At 60.6% G+C, this 15,968-nt stretch carries 16 protein-coding genes; 12 read left to right on the top strand and 4 right to left on the bottom strand.

All coding sequences use genetic code 11. The features are described from left to right. Positions 1-43: 43 nt before the first annotated feature. The 4 genes from BPRO_RS27170 to BPRO_RS27155 form a co-directional block, all read right to left on the bottom strand. Positions 44-700, bottom strand: coding sequence for a lytic transglycosylase domain-containing protein (locus BPRO_RS27170; RefSeq protein ID WP_157046074.1), 657 nt, complete (start codon positions 698-700; stop codon positions 44-46). Positions 701-709: 9 nt separating this feature from the next. Next, complete coding sequence (locus BPRO_RS27165) at positions 710-1,051, bottom strand: hypothetical protein (protein WP_011486269.1); 342 nt, start codon at positions 1,049-1,051, stop codon at positions 710-712. A gap of 69 nt (positions 1,052-1,120) precedes the next feature. After that, the gene (locus tag BPRO_RS27160; RefSeq protein WP_041390682.1) at positions 1,121-1,537 is read right to left on the bottom strand and encodes a hypothetical protein; all 417 of its coding nucleotides are present in this window, start codon (positions 1,535-1,537) and stop codon (positions 1,121-1,123) included. A 28-nt stretch (positions 1,538-1,565) separates the two neighbouring features. Then, positions 1,566-2,633, bottom strand: coding sequence for a PRTRC system protein D (locus tag BPRO_RS27155; protein ID WP_011486267.1), 1,068 nt, complete (start codon positions 2,631-2,633; stop codon positions 1,566-1,568). Between the two features lie 1,101 nt (positions 2,634-3,734). Here BPRO_RS27155 and BPRO_RS27150 point away from each other — a divergent pair. The 12 genes from BPRO_RS27150 (at position 3,735) to BPRO_RS27095 (ending at position 15,772) form a co-directional block, all read left to right on the top strand. Continuing rightward, the gene (locus tag BPRO_RS27150; protein WP_011486266.1) at positions 3,735-4,646 is read left to right on the top strand and encodes a phage integrase N-terminal domain-containing protein; all 912 of its coding nucleotides are present in this window, start codon (positions 3,735-3,737) and stop codon (positions 4,644-4,646) included. Then, positions 4,643-5,887 (top strand): integrase domain-containing protein, encoded by a 1,245-nt coding sequence (locus tag BPRO_RS28280; protein WP_049764345.1) that lies wholly within the window; start codon positions 4,643-4,645, stop codon positions 5,885-5,887. The genes BPRO_RS27150 and BPRO_RS28280 overlap by 4 nt, the downstream gene beginning before the upstream one ends. Then, on the top strand, positions 5,884-7,941 hold the full coding sequence (locus BPRO_RS27140) for a hypothetical protein (protein WP_011486264.1): 2,058 nt from the start codon (positions 5,884-5,886) through the stop codon (positions 7,939-7,941). The genes BPRO_RS28280 and BPRO_RS27140 overlap by 4 nt, the downstream gene beginning before the upstream one ends. Next, a complete protein-coding gene (locus BPRO_RS27135) occupies positions 7,934-8,593 on the top strand; it encodes a hypothetical protein (RefSeq protein WP_011486263.1) in 660 nt (219 codons plus the stop codon). The genes BPRO_RS27140 and BPRO_RS27135 overlap by 8 nt, the downstream gene beginning before the upstream one ends. Positions 8,594-8,686: 93 nt before the next feature. Further along, positions 8,687-9,550: a hypothetical protein gene (locus tag BPRO_RS27130; protein WP_011486262.1), complete on the top strand. Its 864-nt coding sequence runs from the start codon at positions 8,687-8,689 to the stop codon at positions 9,548-9,550. Next, positions 9,550-10,764 carry a hypothetical protein gene (locus BPRO_RS27125; RefSeq protein ID WP_011486261.1) on the top strand — a complete coding sequence of 405 codons (1,215 nt, stop codon included), beginning with the start codon at positions 9,550-9,552 and terminating at the stop codon, positions 10,762-10,764. Before BPRO_RS27130 ends, BPRO_RS27125 begins: the two co-directional genes overlap by 1 nt. Before the next feature lie 242 nt (positions 10,765-11,006). Continuing rightward, entirely contained in the window at positions 11,007-11,333 is a 327-nt protein-coding gene (locus BPRO_RS27120; RefSeq protein ID WP_011486260.1) for a hypothetical protein, read from the top strand. 10 nt (positions 11,334-11,343) lie between these two features. After that, on the top strand, positions 11,344-12,309 hold the full coding sequence (locus BPRO_RS27115) for a DUF7221 family queuine tRNA-ribosyltransferase-like protein (protein ID WP_011486259.1): 966 nt from the start codon (positions 11,344-11,346) through the stop codon (positions 12,307-12,309). A gap of 71 nt (positions 12,310-12,380) precedes the next feature. Next, positions 12,381-12,899 (top strand): hypothetical protein, encoded by a 519-nt coding sequence (locus tag BPRO_RS27110; protein WP_011486258.1) that lies wholly within the window; start codon positions 12,381-12,383, stop codon positions 12,897-12,899. After that, complete coding sequence (locus BPRO_RS27105; protein WP_011486257.1) at positions 12,889-13,674, top strand: hypothetical protein; 786 nt, start codon at positions 12,889-12,891, stop codon at positions 13,672-13,674. The genes BPRO_RS27110 and BPRO_RS27105 overlap by 11 nt, the downstream gene beginning before the upstream one ends. 12 nt (positions 13,675-13,686) lie before the next feature. Further along, positions 13,687-14,361, top strand: coding sequence for a DUF6710 family protein (locus BPRO_RS27100; RefSeq protein ID WP_011486256.1), 675 nt, complete (start codon positions 13,687-13,689; stop codon positions 14,359-14,361). Between the two features lie 241 nt (positions 14,362-14,602). Continuing rightward, on the top strand, positions 14,603-15,772 hold the full coding sequence (locus BPRO_RS27095; protein ID WP_011486255.1) for an IS4-like element ISPosp4 family transposase: 1,170 nt from the start codon (positions 14,603-14,605) through the stop codon (positions 15,770-15,772). Positions 15,773-15,968 lie beyond the last annotated feature (196 nt).

Genomic DNA, 15,968 nt, shown 5'->3' with positions numbered 1-15,968 from the left:
TGAGATCGCGAGGCCGCTTTCGTGCGAAAGCGCCGCTCAGTCTTTATTGGCGGGTATCGAAGATGATGACGCTCGATCCTTGGGAGTCGCCGGCTGCAGCGGCTTTCAACCCCCCACGGGAACCGCTAGCACCGAGGTCTAAGGGATTCAGTGGAGGCACTGGAAGCAGCTGCCCTTGCATGGCACCACTTCGGATCATCTCATTGACGATCAAGGCCTGATACCGCTTGTTGAAATACGGCGTGCGGCTGTGATACGACGCCACACCTTCCCAAGTGTTGCCCCGTTCTGCAATGGCCTTCTTCAGGTGCCAGGCCGCAACATAGGTCCCGATGCAGGCATCTTGAAGGTGGGTTGGGCCGATCCCGAATTGCGAGAGCTCTTTCAGGTGAATCGAGTTGATCTGGCCAATCCCAATGTCGACCGAGCCGTTCCGGTTTTTCCCAATCGCGCTCGACTTCAGTCCCGATTCCACGGTCAGGATCGAGCGAAGGACATACGGGTTGACCGTGTGATAAGTCGATGCTGGGACTATGCATTGTTCGGACGGTGTCGAGAATGGCTGGGCGAGGTCCGTGGCCATGGCGGTAGTTGGAAACTGCGACGCGCATGCAACCGCCAGGATCCCGGCTGCATGCCAGGCGCCGCGTAGATGCGCCTGATTTGTCACTGCCCTACCAGATTTCACTTCGTCGATCACAACATCCTCTCAGTTTCGTGCGCGATCCTGCAGGTCAACGAAGGGTAGCTTGCGCAGCTTATGTTCCCCTTCGGCCTTGACCACCAGGGCACGCATACCTCGGAGCATGACGCAGGCGAAGATCCCAACGACCACGCGATATGTCACTCCGAGGCTGAATACTGCCACGGGAAGTGTCCCGAGATTGGCGGGGAAAACCACCTTATTGCGGTATTTCTCCAGTTTCACGCTCCGTTCGTACTGGGCGAGGTCGATTTGGCCGACCTGGTAGGCGGCGGCGTTGATATAGGCGTCGCAGGTGGCCACGACACCGTAGACTTTGGTCGAGTAGGATTTCAGCAGTTCTTTCATCGAGTACTCCTTCTAAGTTCAGATGTCTCTATTCTGTGACGTTCCGAAAATCCTGCTTGAGTGACAAAACTAGCCGGGGCGACCTCCCAAGACTTCAAAGTCGCCATCGTCAAATTCCACCTCACTATTGGCGCGGGGCACACCCAGTAAGGGTTTCGGGGTGACAGAAGGAGGCTTGTCACTCAAAGTTGATGGCGGGGCAGGAAAGGTGCGAGCTATTTCCGAGGCAGGCTGTTCCCAGCCGGGCCGAACCCCGGTAAGCCCGATCAACAGCACAAGCGCTTCATGGGAACTCAGGTGCTGCAGCGTTGCCTTCAAAGGGTGTCCGTCGTGCAGCAGCCGTGCCAGACTACTTCGGGAAGCCCAGGCCTCTTCGGCCAGCGTCATCAGAAGCTGGAAGCAGGCCCGCGGCGGCATGTCAATGCAAGCCTGGAAGACGCTGTGCTTGTCCGAGATCGTGCCTCTGAGTTTGATGGGTGCAGTCATTTGCGGTCCAGTCGTAAGGTGGGCAGTTTCAGACTTGGGCTGCGGCACGCTTCGCGCTGGCTAGGCCGAAGTGCAGGAACCCGTTGGCAATGGCGTATTGCGCCGCATCCTGCATGACGATGTCGTGGGTTTTGCCAAAGCGCTCTTTGACCGCCGGCAGGATCATCCGCGCGCCGCCGCCGGCGAGCACCACGGAACTGATGATTCCCATGGAGCTGCCGCCGCCCAGCGTGGTCATCATGCGGTCGAGATATTCGGTCAGCCTGGTGGACGCGCGCTCGACGCATTCCGTGATATCAACCTCCAACTTCCCGATCCGAAGGCTGTAGATCGTGCGACCGTTTTCACCCTGGATGCCATTGCTCAGCGTCTCTTCGAGGCGAAAGTGATCGACGGTGCTTTGGGCTGGGAGTCCTTCGCTGGTGATTTTCTCAGCCACCATACCATTCAGGTGGTCGTAGTAGCCGCTCATGCCGCCCTGGACCGCGCCAGAGCGCTTGTAGAACGGACGCAGTCCCTCGCACATGAGGAAGTCCATCGTGAAATAACCCATGTCGATCGCCAGGTTGGTCGCTTTCTTCAGCCCAGGCTGACCGGCCACCGCGTTAATCATGGCACCAGCCGGCTGCGAGGTGACCAGGACATTGCGTACCGCGAGTTCAACCTTCCGTCTCGCGTAGGTGGCGCCTATGCTGTGCTCACCAAGGTACTTTGAGCTCATCACGGAGTGGTAGGTGTCCAGGGTGGTGAGGGGAAGTCCGATCACCAGCTGGTCAATTTCGCGAAGACCCGACAGAGCGAGGGCGCCAAGCATCAGGGCGTGGTAACCATCGGTCTGCGAATACTCGTCCAGGCGCGACCGCGAGTAGTTGGAGTCCGCCTCGAGGTAGGCGTCCTTCCCGATGACATAGTTGTTGGCACCCACACACACGGTCACGGTGCGAAGCGCCCCCATGCCGTTCGACTCGGCAGTCCGTTCGCGCGTCGTGATCGGCGCGACGGACGGAAAAATCATGCGTTTGATTTCTCCGTCACGGCCCTGGCTCACTACTTTTGTGTGGCCGTATCCCAAGTCGATGGCTACGATTTCAGGCATTCGAATTCCCCTTGAAAGTTAAAGATGGACGCATGGTCACATTCAAACTCCGGGGAAAACAGGCGGAAACGACGCGCAGTGTGCAAGATGGCGACACAATCGCGTCACCTTGCGTCAGTGCAGTGCTCTTATTTCGCCTCGGAGCCGTGAAATGACGCGCAAGGCGTCACGCGTTGGCAGCCCAATGTAAAACTCGCCTTTGAAAAAGAGATTGTTGCGGCCCCAACACAGTTCTTGCGCTTTGAAATTGGGCTGTGCTATATTTCAATCGCTGTCGCAGCAAGTCAGCTCCACTTTGAGGAGCCAAGAGATCAAAGATCTCAACCAGCAGGGCGCAAGTTCTGCGCGATGGATTCACCAAGAATCCAGTCTTTGAAACAACATTTTTCGCCTTTGAACCAGACAGAGTGTTGTAGAACGTAGTATCTGCGAGGCTTTCCACTCGTTTTTCGCCTTTGCGAGACGGGGAAAGCAGGCGGAACCGTCAAATTTAGTCGCACCCGTTGCAGCGTGAAAATCGCCGTCCCATGGCCCTCCTATGAGGTTTTGGAGACGCGCACCTTCACGAACTGCGACCCCCCGAACGCACGCCAGCGACCGGGGATAAAGGGTCGTCGCCAGGACACGGCGACAACGACAGGTACTCACCGCTGCCATACGTGGCAGATCTCTAAACAATCACAGCAGCCAGCGCCAGATCGCGGCTTTGCTGAGTCCATCCTCATCACACCTACCACTCGTAGGCCTACCACTCGTAGGGACAGCACGTAGCTGTCAAAGCACATGGGGCGCTCCTGCATCGTCTATGCGGGAGTAAGGGAGTTGATTGGGATAGAGACGCGTTCACCGGCGAAACGGTGCCACGGCAGTCAAGTTCAACACGACTTGATTGCTGACCTGATGTACAGGGGAGTGAGGACTCCGGAGCTAGATTCCTCGACGTAACAGCAAGTCCACAGCACCAGAGCCGTTTCAAACTGGCAGATAGCGGGATGGCATCCCTTGTCTGAAGCTCCACGCCCGGGTATCTGCCCGCCTACAGAGAAAAGACGCTTGCGACAGCCGGATCGGGACGAACCCTTTAACCGGATGGAGCTTGCTATGTCGAATCAAACTACAACGCTGACCGCCTCGCTGGCACTTCGCGAGTCACGCACACCTGCGCCAGTTCAATACAACCGCAGCCAGGCCGCACCGCTGCCACATGCGCACGCGCCAATGGCCCCGCTCGGCCACGCCATTTCCGACCAAATACGCGATTTGCCCATTCGGGAGCAGATCAGCGCCATCCTGACCGACCGCGCCCGGTTCCTCGGTGAATATCCCTCGCGCCGCGTCCTCAGTGAGCGCATCGAACGCCTGGTCACCGCATACACCGAGTTGCGCGCCATGGGCTTTCAGATTACCGATGTGACCAGCTTCGGGCTCAAGCACGCCCGCGCCTTGCTGGAAAACTGGAAACAGCGCGAGTTGTCCCGCAAGACTATTTACAACCGCTGGAGCACCCTGCGCAGCTGGACCCTGGCTCTCAACAAGCACGGCATGCTCGGCTCCATCGATGAGTTCTGGCCGGATTTCAGCGCCAATGTGCGTGATCGCACCGGTGGCCGACAACTTACCGCCCAGAAATTGCAGGAGCGCAGTGACTACCTGCGCGCCCAGCGCGACAAAACCCACTATTTCGTGGACAGGCTTGCCCGCGAAGCCGGCATGGTCCGCGAGGATGCGCTCCAGATCGAACTGAACGCCGCTCACGGCATCGTCCAAGGCTATGAGCTGCTTCGCTGCGGCCACGGCGGCGGGGCCAAGGTCTACAAGGACATGGCACGCCACCAGGTCCTGTTCGCCGAAATGGTCGACTTCATGCAACAGCGCAACCGCACTTCGCTGTGCTGGACCGGACTCGACATCGAGGATGCAGTCACGAAATACAAGGACCGTCTGGTCTATGTCGGCCGCGTCCTCTTCCCGAAGAACGCGGAAAAGACCGGCCAGCAAGGGGGTGAAGAGTGAACTCGGTGGCTGTCACTCCGGGTATGGGCGCTCGGGCCGGGCTAGCGCGGGTGGAGTCGGGTGACTGGCGGCTCCGGCTGTCAGCCCTGATTGCCAAGCACTGCAAGACGAAGGTCAAGGGCGACTCCCGCACCACGTCCCATATCACCCAGAAGAGGGCTTTTCAGAATGTGATGCACGTCTTTGAGTGGCTGCGCCGCGAGCTCGGTTTCACCCGGCTTGCCAATCCCATGTCACTCGATGAGCGTCACTTCAAGGCGCTGGCTGGTCACATCCGCGCGAAGGTCGAGCGCGGCGATTTCGGTCCGGCCCAGGCGGCAGGCTATGCCACCTATTGCCGGCACCTTGCGCGCTGGATCGGAAAACCCGAATTCGTGACGGTTTTCAGCGAAACGCTCGGCCGCAGCGTCTGCAAGCGTCAACTGGTCGCCCAGGTGGACAAATCGTGGGAGGGCAATGGCCTTGACCCTGACAAGCTGATTCTTGAGGTTGCCCGGTTCGAGCGCTGGGTTGGGCTGGTGCTGCTCGCCCAGCATGCGTTCGGTCTGCGCAAGATGGAAGCGCTCCGCCTGAGGCCAATGCGGGACATCGGCCCTGCCCGGGTGGCTGGTACCGGCGAGGCCGATTGGTCGATGGTCCATATCCACCTGGTGGACGGCACCAAAGGAGGCCGCCCGCGCGTCGTTGATGTGAGTGATCCGCTCGGCGTCAGCGCTGCCCTCCTGTTGCGCGAGGAAATCAAGCATCTGGATGATCGCGAGTTCCTGCCGCCACCGCAGTTCACTCTCGCGCAGAACCAATACCGGTATGAGAGCGTCATGGCCCGCTTCGGCATCACGAAGAAGGCGCTCGGCGTGACAGGGCACGGGCTGCGCGCTGGTTTTGCCTGTGATCGCCTGGAAGCCGCTGGCATCACGCCAACCGTGCGCGGCGGCGACGGCCAGCATGCCGATCCTGTCCACCAGCTGGTCACCTACAAGCAGCTCACTGAGGCAATGGGCCACGGGCGGATTTCTGTCGTCGGCGCTTATGCCGGTGCAGTCAGCCCGTACTCTGCCCGCAAGAAAGCCAAGGCCGATGCCACCGCGCGCCGCCTGGCTGAGATCGAAGCGCTCGGCCCGCTTCAGCCGGTCGAAGGTGCCTGCAGCGAGAGCACCCCGTCCGAACTCCGCTCACCAGAAGCAACCCCTACCGAGCAAATCCCTGTTCCCGCATCCCCCGCCCAAGGAGTCTCACCATGATTCAGCTGATTGCCGTTCACATGCAAGGCACGGTTCCTTGCGTTCTGGAGTTCGATCCTGCCAGGCTGGACCCGGTGCAGCGCCGCGCTCTGGCCTGCCTGCCGCGCTCGCCCGCCGGCGTGCCGGAGCTGCGAGGCCTGACCAAACAGGAATCCCCGAAGCTCAGCTTCAAGTTAAAGGTCACGCCCGACCAGCTGGTGGCCGACCGCGTGCCCGAGCTGCTCAGCCTGTGGGAGGGCAAATACACCGAGGCTCGGCTCAAGGAAATCGCCAAGTCCAGCAAGCTCGAGCGCGATGCCGCAGCAGCTGCCGGTATCTGGAAGGCCGACAGTGACAAGGTGGATCTGAACGCCCTGCATGACGGCGCGACTCCGGAGGAAATCGCCCGCCTCAACGAAACCCGGGAAGGGCTGGCCAGCGGGAAGAAGCGCGGTGCCGGCAAGCCAGGCCGCATCGCCAAGCCCAAGATCGTGCAGTCGGTGCTCGATGCGACTACCACCGTGAACCATGAAACCGGCGAGCGAAAGGAGTTGGCCAGCGCCTCGGAAAAGGTTGTCGCGGCTGATCAGGCCAAAGATATCGTCGCCCGCATGCGCCAGGCTGGACCGTCGCAGGAATCGCAGCTGGCGGATCCGCTGGAGTTGGCCAGCGCCCAGACCGGGGTGGCCCCAGTCGCACAACATGCCGCTGCCGGCGACGTGGTGGGCGATGTTGCACCTGGTGGGCCAGCTGGTGCCGGCGAAATCGCGCAAATGCCCGCCGACCTGGAAGGCCAACCTCTCGATGCTGGAAAGGTCGAGAAAACTGCGATTGCCTCGGGCGCCGGACCAGCGAGCCCGCGCCGGCCGCGCGCGCACCAGGTGCGTGTTGCTATTGAACAGCACAAGGCCGGTACCGGCAAAGGGCCGCGCCTGCTGGAGCTGGCCCCGTTCGATCTGTTCGCCATGCTCAAGCCTGAAAAGCCTGAAAAGCCTGAAGGCGACAAGGTCGCCAGCGCCGCATCTGCGCCCGCGCCGCGCGGCTCGGCACCTGCCCGCGCTGGTATTGAGACCGTCGACGGCACCGCGGGCGAGGATTCTGACAATGCAGCGAGCAGCGCACAGGCCTCGGACACGGATGCGCCGGCGCTGGACTGGGGCGGCCTGGGCAGCGTCCGGCTTTCCGACCAGGTGGGGCAAGGCTCCGCACTCATGTTGCCTACCTCAGAGGTTTTCGAGGCGCTGGGGCATTTGAGCCTGCTGGAGCCGCTGGCAGTGGATATCCAGTGGCTGCGCGACGCGGCGCGGGATGCCGCCATCGAGCTCGCGGATCCGCAGCGCCTGGACCAGGCCACCGACTGGCTGCAGCACCAGATGGTGTGGCGCAGCGAGGAACTGCGCAAATGGCTTGGCAAGGGTGATTTGGTGTCGCCGGATGCCGAAGGCGGGGACCCGTCGGCTGCCGTCACCGGCGCGCCCCGGGCCAGTTCCCGCCCGCCGGGCTGGGTGTCCACAGCCATGAAGATGGCGCCGCTGGCCCAGCAGATCGCGGTGGACATCGCCATGCTGGAACTGACCTGCGGTGAGGTGGAGGCCGCCCTGGGCGGCATGCCGACGTGGGCGGTGGACGCGATGCAGCAGATGCGCGGTTTCGAGGCGCTGCAGGCGGAAAACCCGATCACGCCTGAATCGCCACGGCCCGGTACCGCTTTCAGAGACTGCTGGCGCGCCGAGCTGCTGCGGATCGACCGCTGGTGCGCCCAGTTCAAGCAAATCAAGATCGCGCGCCAGGTGGGGCTTTTCGGCTCCGCTGCAGATCAAAAGCTGCTGGTGCGGCTGGAAGCGCTGATCACTCGCACCAAGGACTGGCAGGCCACGCGCTCGCAGCCCACCCGCGCGCTGGCCGTCTGGATCGCCTTTGCGCTGTCACTCGATCACAGCGCCGTGGCTTTTTCAGAGCAGCTGGCCAGCGGCACCACGGCCGCGCATGACGCGCCCGCCCGGCGTGGTCATGGGTTCACCCGTTCCACCCACCCCAGCCGCAAGGCAAGCATCAAGGAGAGCAGCCATGTCTGAAGTCATCAGTCTCGTTCTGGAGCGCACCGGCCTGCCTGCCGCGCTGGCCGATTCGGAGTTCACGGTCGAAAGCCTCTGCGCCGAGCAGCGCATGAGCCCGGAACAGGTGGTCGACCAGATCGCCTATGCCCATTTCCTTTTCTGGTGGGCCGGCTGCCTGTCGCGATTCAAGCCGGGTACGGCCGTGAGCACGATGTGGAAGGCCTACCCGCACGGCGCCATGCTGGCCGACAGCGATTGGTGCTGGTGGTCACTGGAGCGCGTGGCGCGCGACGGCACCGCGCTGGCCCACGAGCTGGGCGTCGAAGGCCTGGTGATCGCCGAAGGGCGGCAGGGCGCGGCGGTACTGCACTGGCCCGGTCACCAGGTGAATACGGCGGTGCTGCTCATGGTTCCCTTCGCCACCGGCGGCAATGTGGACCGCACTGCGGTGGATCCGTCTCGCTTCATCGCCTCCAAGGGCTTTGATGACGCACATCGCGTGATTCCATGTGCCCTCCTGGGCCGGCCAGAACCCGCGCGTGCGGTGACGCCATTTCGCATGACCGCGCCCGCGCCGGAAACGGCCCAGGACAGCCACTCGGCGCTGGTTTGTTCGAGTAACGCCACTTGGCGCACCCCGCGTCGAGTACTAAAAAAGACCTGCAATTAGGCCTTGTTTGCCCCTTGAAGTTCTCCCCTTTTGGTTAACCATGAATCGAGTGACAAACATGAATGCAAGCAAAGCGTTAGGAGTGACATCAATATGCAACCCGTACCCTGGACCCAAAGCGACATCAACGCCAGCGTGGCACGCAAGCTCGAAGCGCTGCGTTCACTCAAGGGCGGCCCGCCTGGTGAAAGCCTGGACCAGCGCCTCGCGCGCGCCAAAGACCGCCTTGCCAGCATCGAGAAGCAAGAACTCGCGCTTCAGCACTATCAGCCAAGGGCACGCGTTATGAGCAGCGCGGGCAGCTTCTCCGGCTTCATGCGCCGCGCCGACGATGGTGGCGGAAACGATTCCGGTTCGGACACGCCGCGCCGGCGTTACACGGCGGCGGATGACAACTACGCCGCGGCGCCCAAGGATCCTGTCGTCTCGGATGAAGCCGAAGTGGCGCGGGACGCCGAAAGCGAGCGCCGCCTGCTCGAAGCCAACCAGCGCCAGACCAGCGAAGACTGGGTGGTGCTGGACCGCCTGACGGTCCTGGCCAAGCTGGCGACTATCCCTGAAGGCCTGACCCTGGCGCGTCTGGGCGCGCTCATGCTGGGTGACAACGCCAAGCCGCGCGACACGCGCCGCCTCTCCGCGATGATGAAACGCGAAGAGGACCGGGGCTGGGTAGAGACCGCCGGGCGCGGCCTGCCCATCACCATGACCGAGTTCGGGCGAAACAAGCTGGCTGCGACCGACATCGCCGCCGGCAGCGAAAAAACGCTCGCGGAACAAGCCCTCCGGCTGGAGCGCCAGAAGCAGCGCCTCATGAAGAAGGCGCCGAAGGGCGCGCCAGATACTGTTCCGCCCACGGACGATCCACCGCCCTCAGCCGCCAAGGCCTCGAAGCCGGACAAGCCTGGCAAAGAAGCATCCGCGAAGGTGCCGCCCACGAGCAAGAAAGGCGGCGCGTGATGGATCTGCCCGGCGACCAGCCGCAATCCTCCGTCGCTTCAGCGCCGCTTGTGTTCATGCCGCGCGCGGCGCTGGCCACCGGCCAGGACCTGGGGCTGTCCATGACGCCGGCAATCGAGCAGCTGCTCGCATCCAATGCCGTCGTGGCGGTGGGTTGTAGTGGTGGCAAAGACGGAACCGCCGCGGCGCTGCAGGTAGCCCAGTACCTGGACCGTATCGGGCACACGGGCCCGCGTGTCCTGGTGCACGCGGATCTCGGCCGCGTCGAGTGGAAAGACAGCCTGCCCAGCTGCCAGCGCCTGGCCGATCACCTCGGCTGGGAGCTGATGGTCGTCAAGCGGGCTGCAGGTGACCTGATGGACCGGTGGCAGGTGCGGTGGCGCAACAACGTGGCGCGCTACGCCGACCTGTCCTGCGTGAAGCTCATCCTGCCATGGAGTACTCCGGCCATGCGCTTCTGCACCTCGGAATTGAAGGGTAGCGTGATCATGTCAGCGCTGCGAAAGCGCTTTCCAACGTCGGACATCTGCAATGTGACCGGTGTCCGCGCTCAAGAGAGCTCTGCCCGCAAGAAAATGCCGGTCTCCAAGGTCGAGCTCAAGCTGCAGCGCAAGAACACGGCTGGCATGTCATGGAATGCCATCCATGAAATGGAAATCGAGGCGGTCTACCAGGTCATCGGGGATGCCGGCCTGGCGCTGCACGAGGGTTACACCAAATACGGCTCGTCCCGGATCTCCTGCGCATTTTGCATCCTCGGCTCCCTCGCCGACCAAAAGGCATCCGCGAGCTGCGAGGACAACCACGCGATCTACGTCGAGATGGTCGAGCTGGAAGCCCAAAGCACCTATGCATTCCAGGGCAACCGCTGGCTGGCCGATCTGCGGCCGGACCTGCTACCCGCCGACCTGGTCAGCCGGATCGCCGGAGCCAAGCTGGCGGCCGCAATGCGGGTCGAGCTGGAGGCCCGGATCCCCAAACATCTGCTTTACGTGAAAGGCTGGCCGACGGTCATGCCCACTCGCGAAGAGGCAAACCTGCTGGCCGATATCCGCGTTTCCGTGGCGGGGCTGGTGGGCATCGAGGCCCAGCACCTCACCGGCGAGGCCGTGTTGCAGCGCTATGCCTATCTGATGAGCCAGAAGGCCATCAAGGATGCCGGCGGTGGGCCTGCAGGCCTTGAGCAACCCGAAGACACGATGGAGGGAGAGTGACCATGGGCCAGCGTCGCGGGAATCGGGGCGGCTTGGACAACGGACATCTGTTGCGGGGCATGAAGACGGCCGCTGGAAGGTTCCAGATCCGCAGGACTTGCCAAAAAGCGCAACTTGCACCAAATCGCAAGCTGTCATGCCGCAGGCCGCCGACAGTGTGCACTTTTAACTATGAAGAAGGCGAGGCTTTTTGAACGGCCAGCCCGCACTTGCCTGCGTGGAGCGGGGCTGGGAGGACTCCAATGCCTAACACCACTTTCTTCATTGATGGCAAACGGGTCGAGCAGCAAGATCGCTTTGGAGACGGCTCGCGCTGGTTTGAAATGATGCTGTTGCCTGACCTGGCTGACGTGGCCGGGCCATTCACCCCTGTTGAGTTTGCTCGGCATCGCGCCTGGGGCCTTGACCCGGCTTGGGCGAAGCGGCCTGCTATCCACGTGCCTATGCAGGACACCAATGACACCTACAACGGCGGCTTTTGGCCGCAAAAGCAATGTGAGCCGGCAGATGTGATTGCGTCCGGTTTGCAGTTCGGGCGGCAGTACCACGCCTGCGTGTTCAAGTATTGAGGGATCGAGGATGGAAATGTTTGGCATGCCTGTTGGTCAGCTCAATGCACATCTTGCAGACGACATGATGATGCGCGTTGGTCTTCCGAACAGGGGTGGGAGCCTTGCCTTCCATGCCTTCAACGAAGGCTACCCGGTTATGGTCAGCGCCAGTGCATTCTGGAACCCGGCAACATCAAGCTTTCAGATCCCCGATGCGTCCAATTTGCATGAACTCGACCTTGCCCTTGATTCGGCTGGTTTTACGGCCATGAAGCTGTGGAAGGCAAAAGGCGATCAGGCAGGTATCGCCAAAGTCTTCCCATGGCGCTTCGAGCAATACGTCGAACTGGCATCTCTCATGGGCGTCAGTTGGTGGTCTCAGCCGGATCTGTGCTGCGAACCTGAAATCGCAACAAGCCAGGCTGAAATCGACTACCGAATTGCCGCGACGGCAACTCTGCTCGAAGGGTCGCTGCGAATGGTCTACGAGTGGCAGAACGCCCTGGCGAGATCCTGCACGGCAACGACGGTGGCCAACATGGTCAAACCACCGGTTCCAGTTCTGCAAGGATGGAGTTCTGGGGACTATCTCCGAAGCCTTGACCTCCTCATGCAGGTCTGGGAGCGCTGGCAGCCGTGGCTTGCCACACCGGCGCTGATCGGTGTCGGCTCAATGTGCCGGCGCACGCTCAATCACCCAACGCACGGTCTTCACGCCATTTTGGCTTCCCTCGAAGGCCAGATTCCTGCGGACTCCCGGTTGCACCTCTTTGGCGTCAAGGGCGCATGCCTCGCTAATTTGAAGATGCTGGATTTCGTCGCTTCGGCCGATTCGATGGCATATGACTTTGGCGCGCGCGTAAAGGCCCACCGTGCGGGCCGCTCCAACACGATTGCACACCGCTCGGCGGAAATGACACGCTGGATGTCAGCTGCAGCACAGAGGATAAAACCAGCATTTGGGGATCAACTCCGGCTTGGGCTTTTCGCCTGATCGCCCGGCGCTGATATTCGTCATCACATCACATCACATCACATCGAGCAACTTACCGGGAGGAATCATTTATGAACCCAAGTCAGCCAACCATGGGCAGTAGTACGGCAGCAACATGCCTTCCTCAACCCAGCGACATTGGCGAGCTGGTGGACAGCCTTCATGAGGCAAATTCTGGTCCACGACGAACTGTTGCGGCCGTTGCAGCACGCGCCATGGAGGAAATGGTCGAGTTGTGCCTGTCGGCTGGGCTGGATTCTGGCGGCATCTTGGCCACTGTGGTTGATGCACTGGCCAATCAGGCGATGAAACAGGGCTACCTCCAAGGCTGCACGGTCTATCCGAGCGAGATATTCGCTGACAAGTCCCCCCGCGCTCTTGTCGGTGAAATGGCTGATGTCCGGCTGCTCCTCAAAGACCTGGAGTATGTAGCCATGGTCCAGGATCAGCCTGACGGTGCAGAAAAAAACGTAATGCAGGCACTGCAACAAGCCAAGCTGGACGGGGTACTCTACCTTGATCGGCAGGGCACTATGCGGCGTCGTAAGCCACATGTGAACGACCTGGGAAGGACGCCCCTTGACTGGTGATATCGGCCTTGATGTTGCGGCTGATCCCGGGGTGCTCAGCGCCGCGAGCGCCGCCGACCCTGTAGTGGCCCCCCTCAATCGCCATCAAGTTAAACGGTTGCGCTTCTACTTCCAGCAAGGCAGGCATTCCCTCTCGTACACCCCGGATTCCATCGATCTGGATCTGATCGCCCTCAAAACCATCGTCCTGGAAGCCACCGGCAGCGGATACACCAAGATCAAGATAACGGAATTGGGGCTGGCTACATTGCACCAGCGCCGACAAAATGACTTGTCTGTGCGTCAAGTCCACCATGACTTGGGGGGGAGGGTTGCTGAATACCTGCGCGAGCAGGGCCGCATCACCTGGGAGAACATCCAATTCAAGAATCTGATGGCCAGCGAAGACCTCAAGACGTCCGGGGGCGAACCCTACCAGTTCTGGAAACATGTCCGTCCGGATGTGTTTTCCATCGCCCCCACTTTGGATATGAAGACCGCAAACCCGTGCGTTCATGAAGTCAAGGTGTCGCGGGCAGACTTTTTGAGCGACAAAGCCAAGCCAGAAAAACGCCAAGCCTACGCGATGCTGGCGCAGGCCGTTTACTACGTCGCTCCAGAAGGCATGATCCAGCTCCACGAACTGCCCAAAGAAGTCGGTTTATTGGTTGAAGTCAAGGCTGGCCAGTTCACGCTGGTAAAGCGAGCACGCAAAAACAAGATGACGCTCCAGCCCCATCACTTTCTGAATCTCATTGTGAAACCCGGCCAATACCCTGAAAACTACGGCATCTGACAGGACAAAGGCATGCTTCAAAAACTCAAGACCCTATGGGCAAAACCAGTGCCTTCCGCGGTCGAAGACAACAAGTTCGATCACATCATGGGTATGGCCAACAGCATCGCCCAAAAGTCGCCTTTAGGCCTTCGTGAGCTTGTCCGGGCATTGCTCCTGCCCCTGCAGGCTGAGCATATGGTCGCAGTGGTTGAACGGGTGCAGCATGCTGCACCGGCTGAAATCAGGTATTGGGACTTCTTCTTTCGGATTGAAAACCAGTCGGACTACTACCTACGAAACAAGCCACGGGAGGTGCTGACCCTCGGACGTGATGTACTGCTGCCTACGGTTTGGAAACGCTCCAGTTATTTCAATGCGCTGGCATCGATAGGTACGGGCAAAAGTCTTGGGCCCTGGTGTCAGGATGAAGACAACCGCACGATTTCTCTCCTGCTGCCATGGCGCATCGGCTTTGTGAGTGGCGGCAACCACTCCATTACGGCCGGAATTCTGATGAGCGAGGGCGAAGTCGTGGCCACCGAGGTCTTTGACATGACACCTCTGTTGCAGCGTGTGCGTTGTGACGGCAAGACCTATCGTGAAATCAGCACAGATCGGGTCCTGGGCGTGGTGACCGACCCTCGACGTGCAGCTGTCTTTGAAATTGGCCGCATGATGTTGGGATGCCGTCTCCCTGTCAATTAGCAGGCCCGGGAAGTCAAGTTTTCACCTATTTAGCGTCAAGGGTGCATGCCTGGCTGATTTGAAGTTGCTGGATTGCGTCGCATCCGCAGATTCGATCAGTAGTGTCCGGTTAAATCCGTCTGGATTCACGTGAAAGCCAATACTGGCGCGGCCTGGAGGCCGATTTTGTTTGGTGCCGATTTGAAACTTGATTTCTCATTTTTGTGTAATTTCCCGGGATTGATGCCCTGGGAGATTGGCCATGAATGTCGGCAAGACGCTGTTTGCGCAGGTCATGGAGTTTGTTCCATGGACGAGTTTTTCGCGCATCGTGCAGCGCCACGGTGGAGACGCCGGGGTACGCAGGATGAATTGCGCCGAACAGTTTCGCGTCATGGCGTTTGCGCAGTTGACTTGGCGCGAGTCCTTGCGCGACATCGAGGTGACGCTGGGAGCGAACGCCGGCAAGCTCTATTCGATGGGTTTGCGCCACAGCGTTCATCGATCCACTTTGGCCGACGCAAACGACTCGCGGGATTGGCGCATTTGGTCCGACCTCGCGGCCTTGCTCATTCGACGAGCCCGCAAGCTCTACCGCGAAGAGGACTTGGGGCTGGACTTGACCAATACGGTTTACGCCCTGGATGCAACGACGATCGATCTGTGTTTGAGCCTGTTCGACTGGGCCCCGTTTCGCAGCACCAAGGCAGCCGTGAAGATGCACACGTTGCTGGACTTGCGCGGCTCCATTCCCGCCTTCATCCACATCAGCGACGGCAAGATGGGCGATGTCAACGTGCTGGACTTCCTGCCCGTCGAGGCGGGCGCCTTCTACGTGATGGATCGTGGCTATCTGGACTTCGCTCGCCTGTACAAGATGCATCAGGCCGGCGCCTTCTTCGTCACACGCGCCAAGCGCGGCATGAACGCCAGGCGGGTGTACTCGGCTCAGACCGACAGGGCGACTGGCGTGATCTGCGATCAGAGCATTGCGATGAATGGCTTCTACGTCTGCAAGGACTACCCCGAGCAGTTGCGCCGCATTCGCTTCAAAGACCCCGAGACGGGCAAGACGCTGGTGTTCCTGACCAACAACACGACCCTGCCAGCGCTGACCATCGCCGCTTTGTACAAGAGCCGCTGGCAGGTGGAGTTGTTCTTCAAGTGGATCAAGCAGCATTTGCGGATCAAGAAATTTCTGGGCACGAGCGAGAACGCCGTGAAAACGCAAATCTGGTGCGCCGTCTGCACCTACGTGCTCATCGCCATCGTCAAGAAGGAGCTTCAACTCGATGCCTCGCTCTACACATTGCTACAGATTCTTTCCGTCTCGATCTTCGAGAAAACTCAGCTCTCATGCGCCCTGCAGCTCGGTTTCCCAATTCCAGAAACACCGCTTGGTGATAACCAGTTGAATCTGTTCAACTTTTAACCGGACACTACTGAGATTCGATGGGAAATGACTTTGGCGCGCGCGTAATGGCCCACTGTGCGGGCCGCCAACAGGATTTCACACCGCTCGGCGGAGATGACGCGCTGGATGTCGGTGGCAACTCAGAGCATGAAACAACATTTGGGGATCAACTCCGGCTTGGGCTTTTCGCCTGACCATCCAGCGCTGATACCGG

Origin of the sequence: Polaromonas sp. JS666, from assembly GCF_000013865.1 — a bacterium.
In the GTDB taxonomy this organism is placed as follows: domain Bacteria; phylum Pseudomonadota; class Gammaproteobacteria; order Burkholderiales; family Burkholderiaceae_C; genus Polaromonas.
The sequence above is the reverse complement of the archived record's forward strand: the minus strand, read 5'-3'. Positions and strand labels throughout refer to the sequence as shown.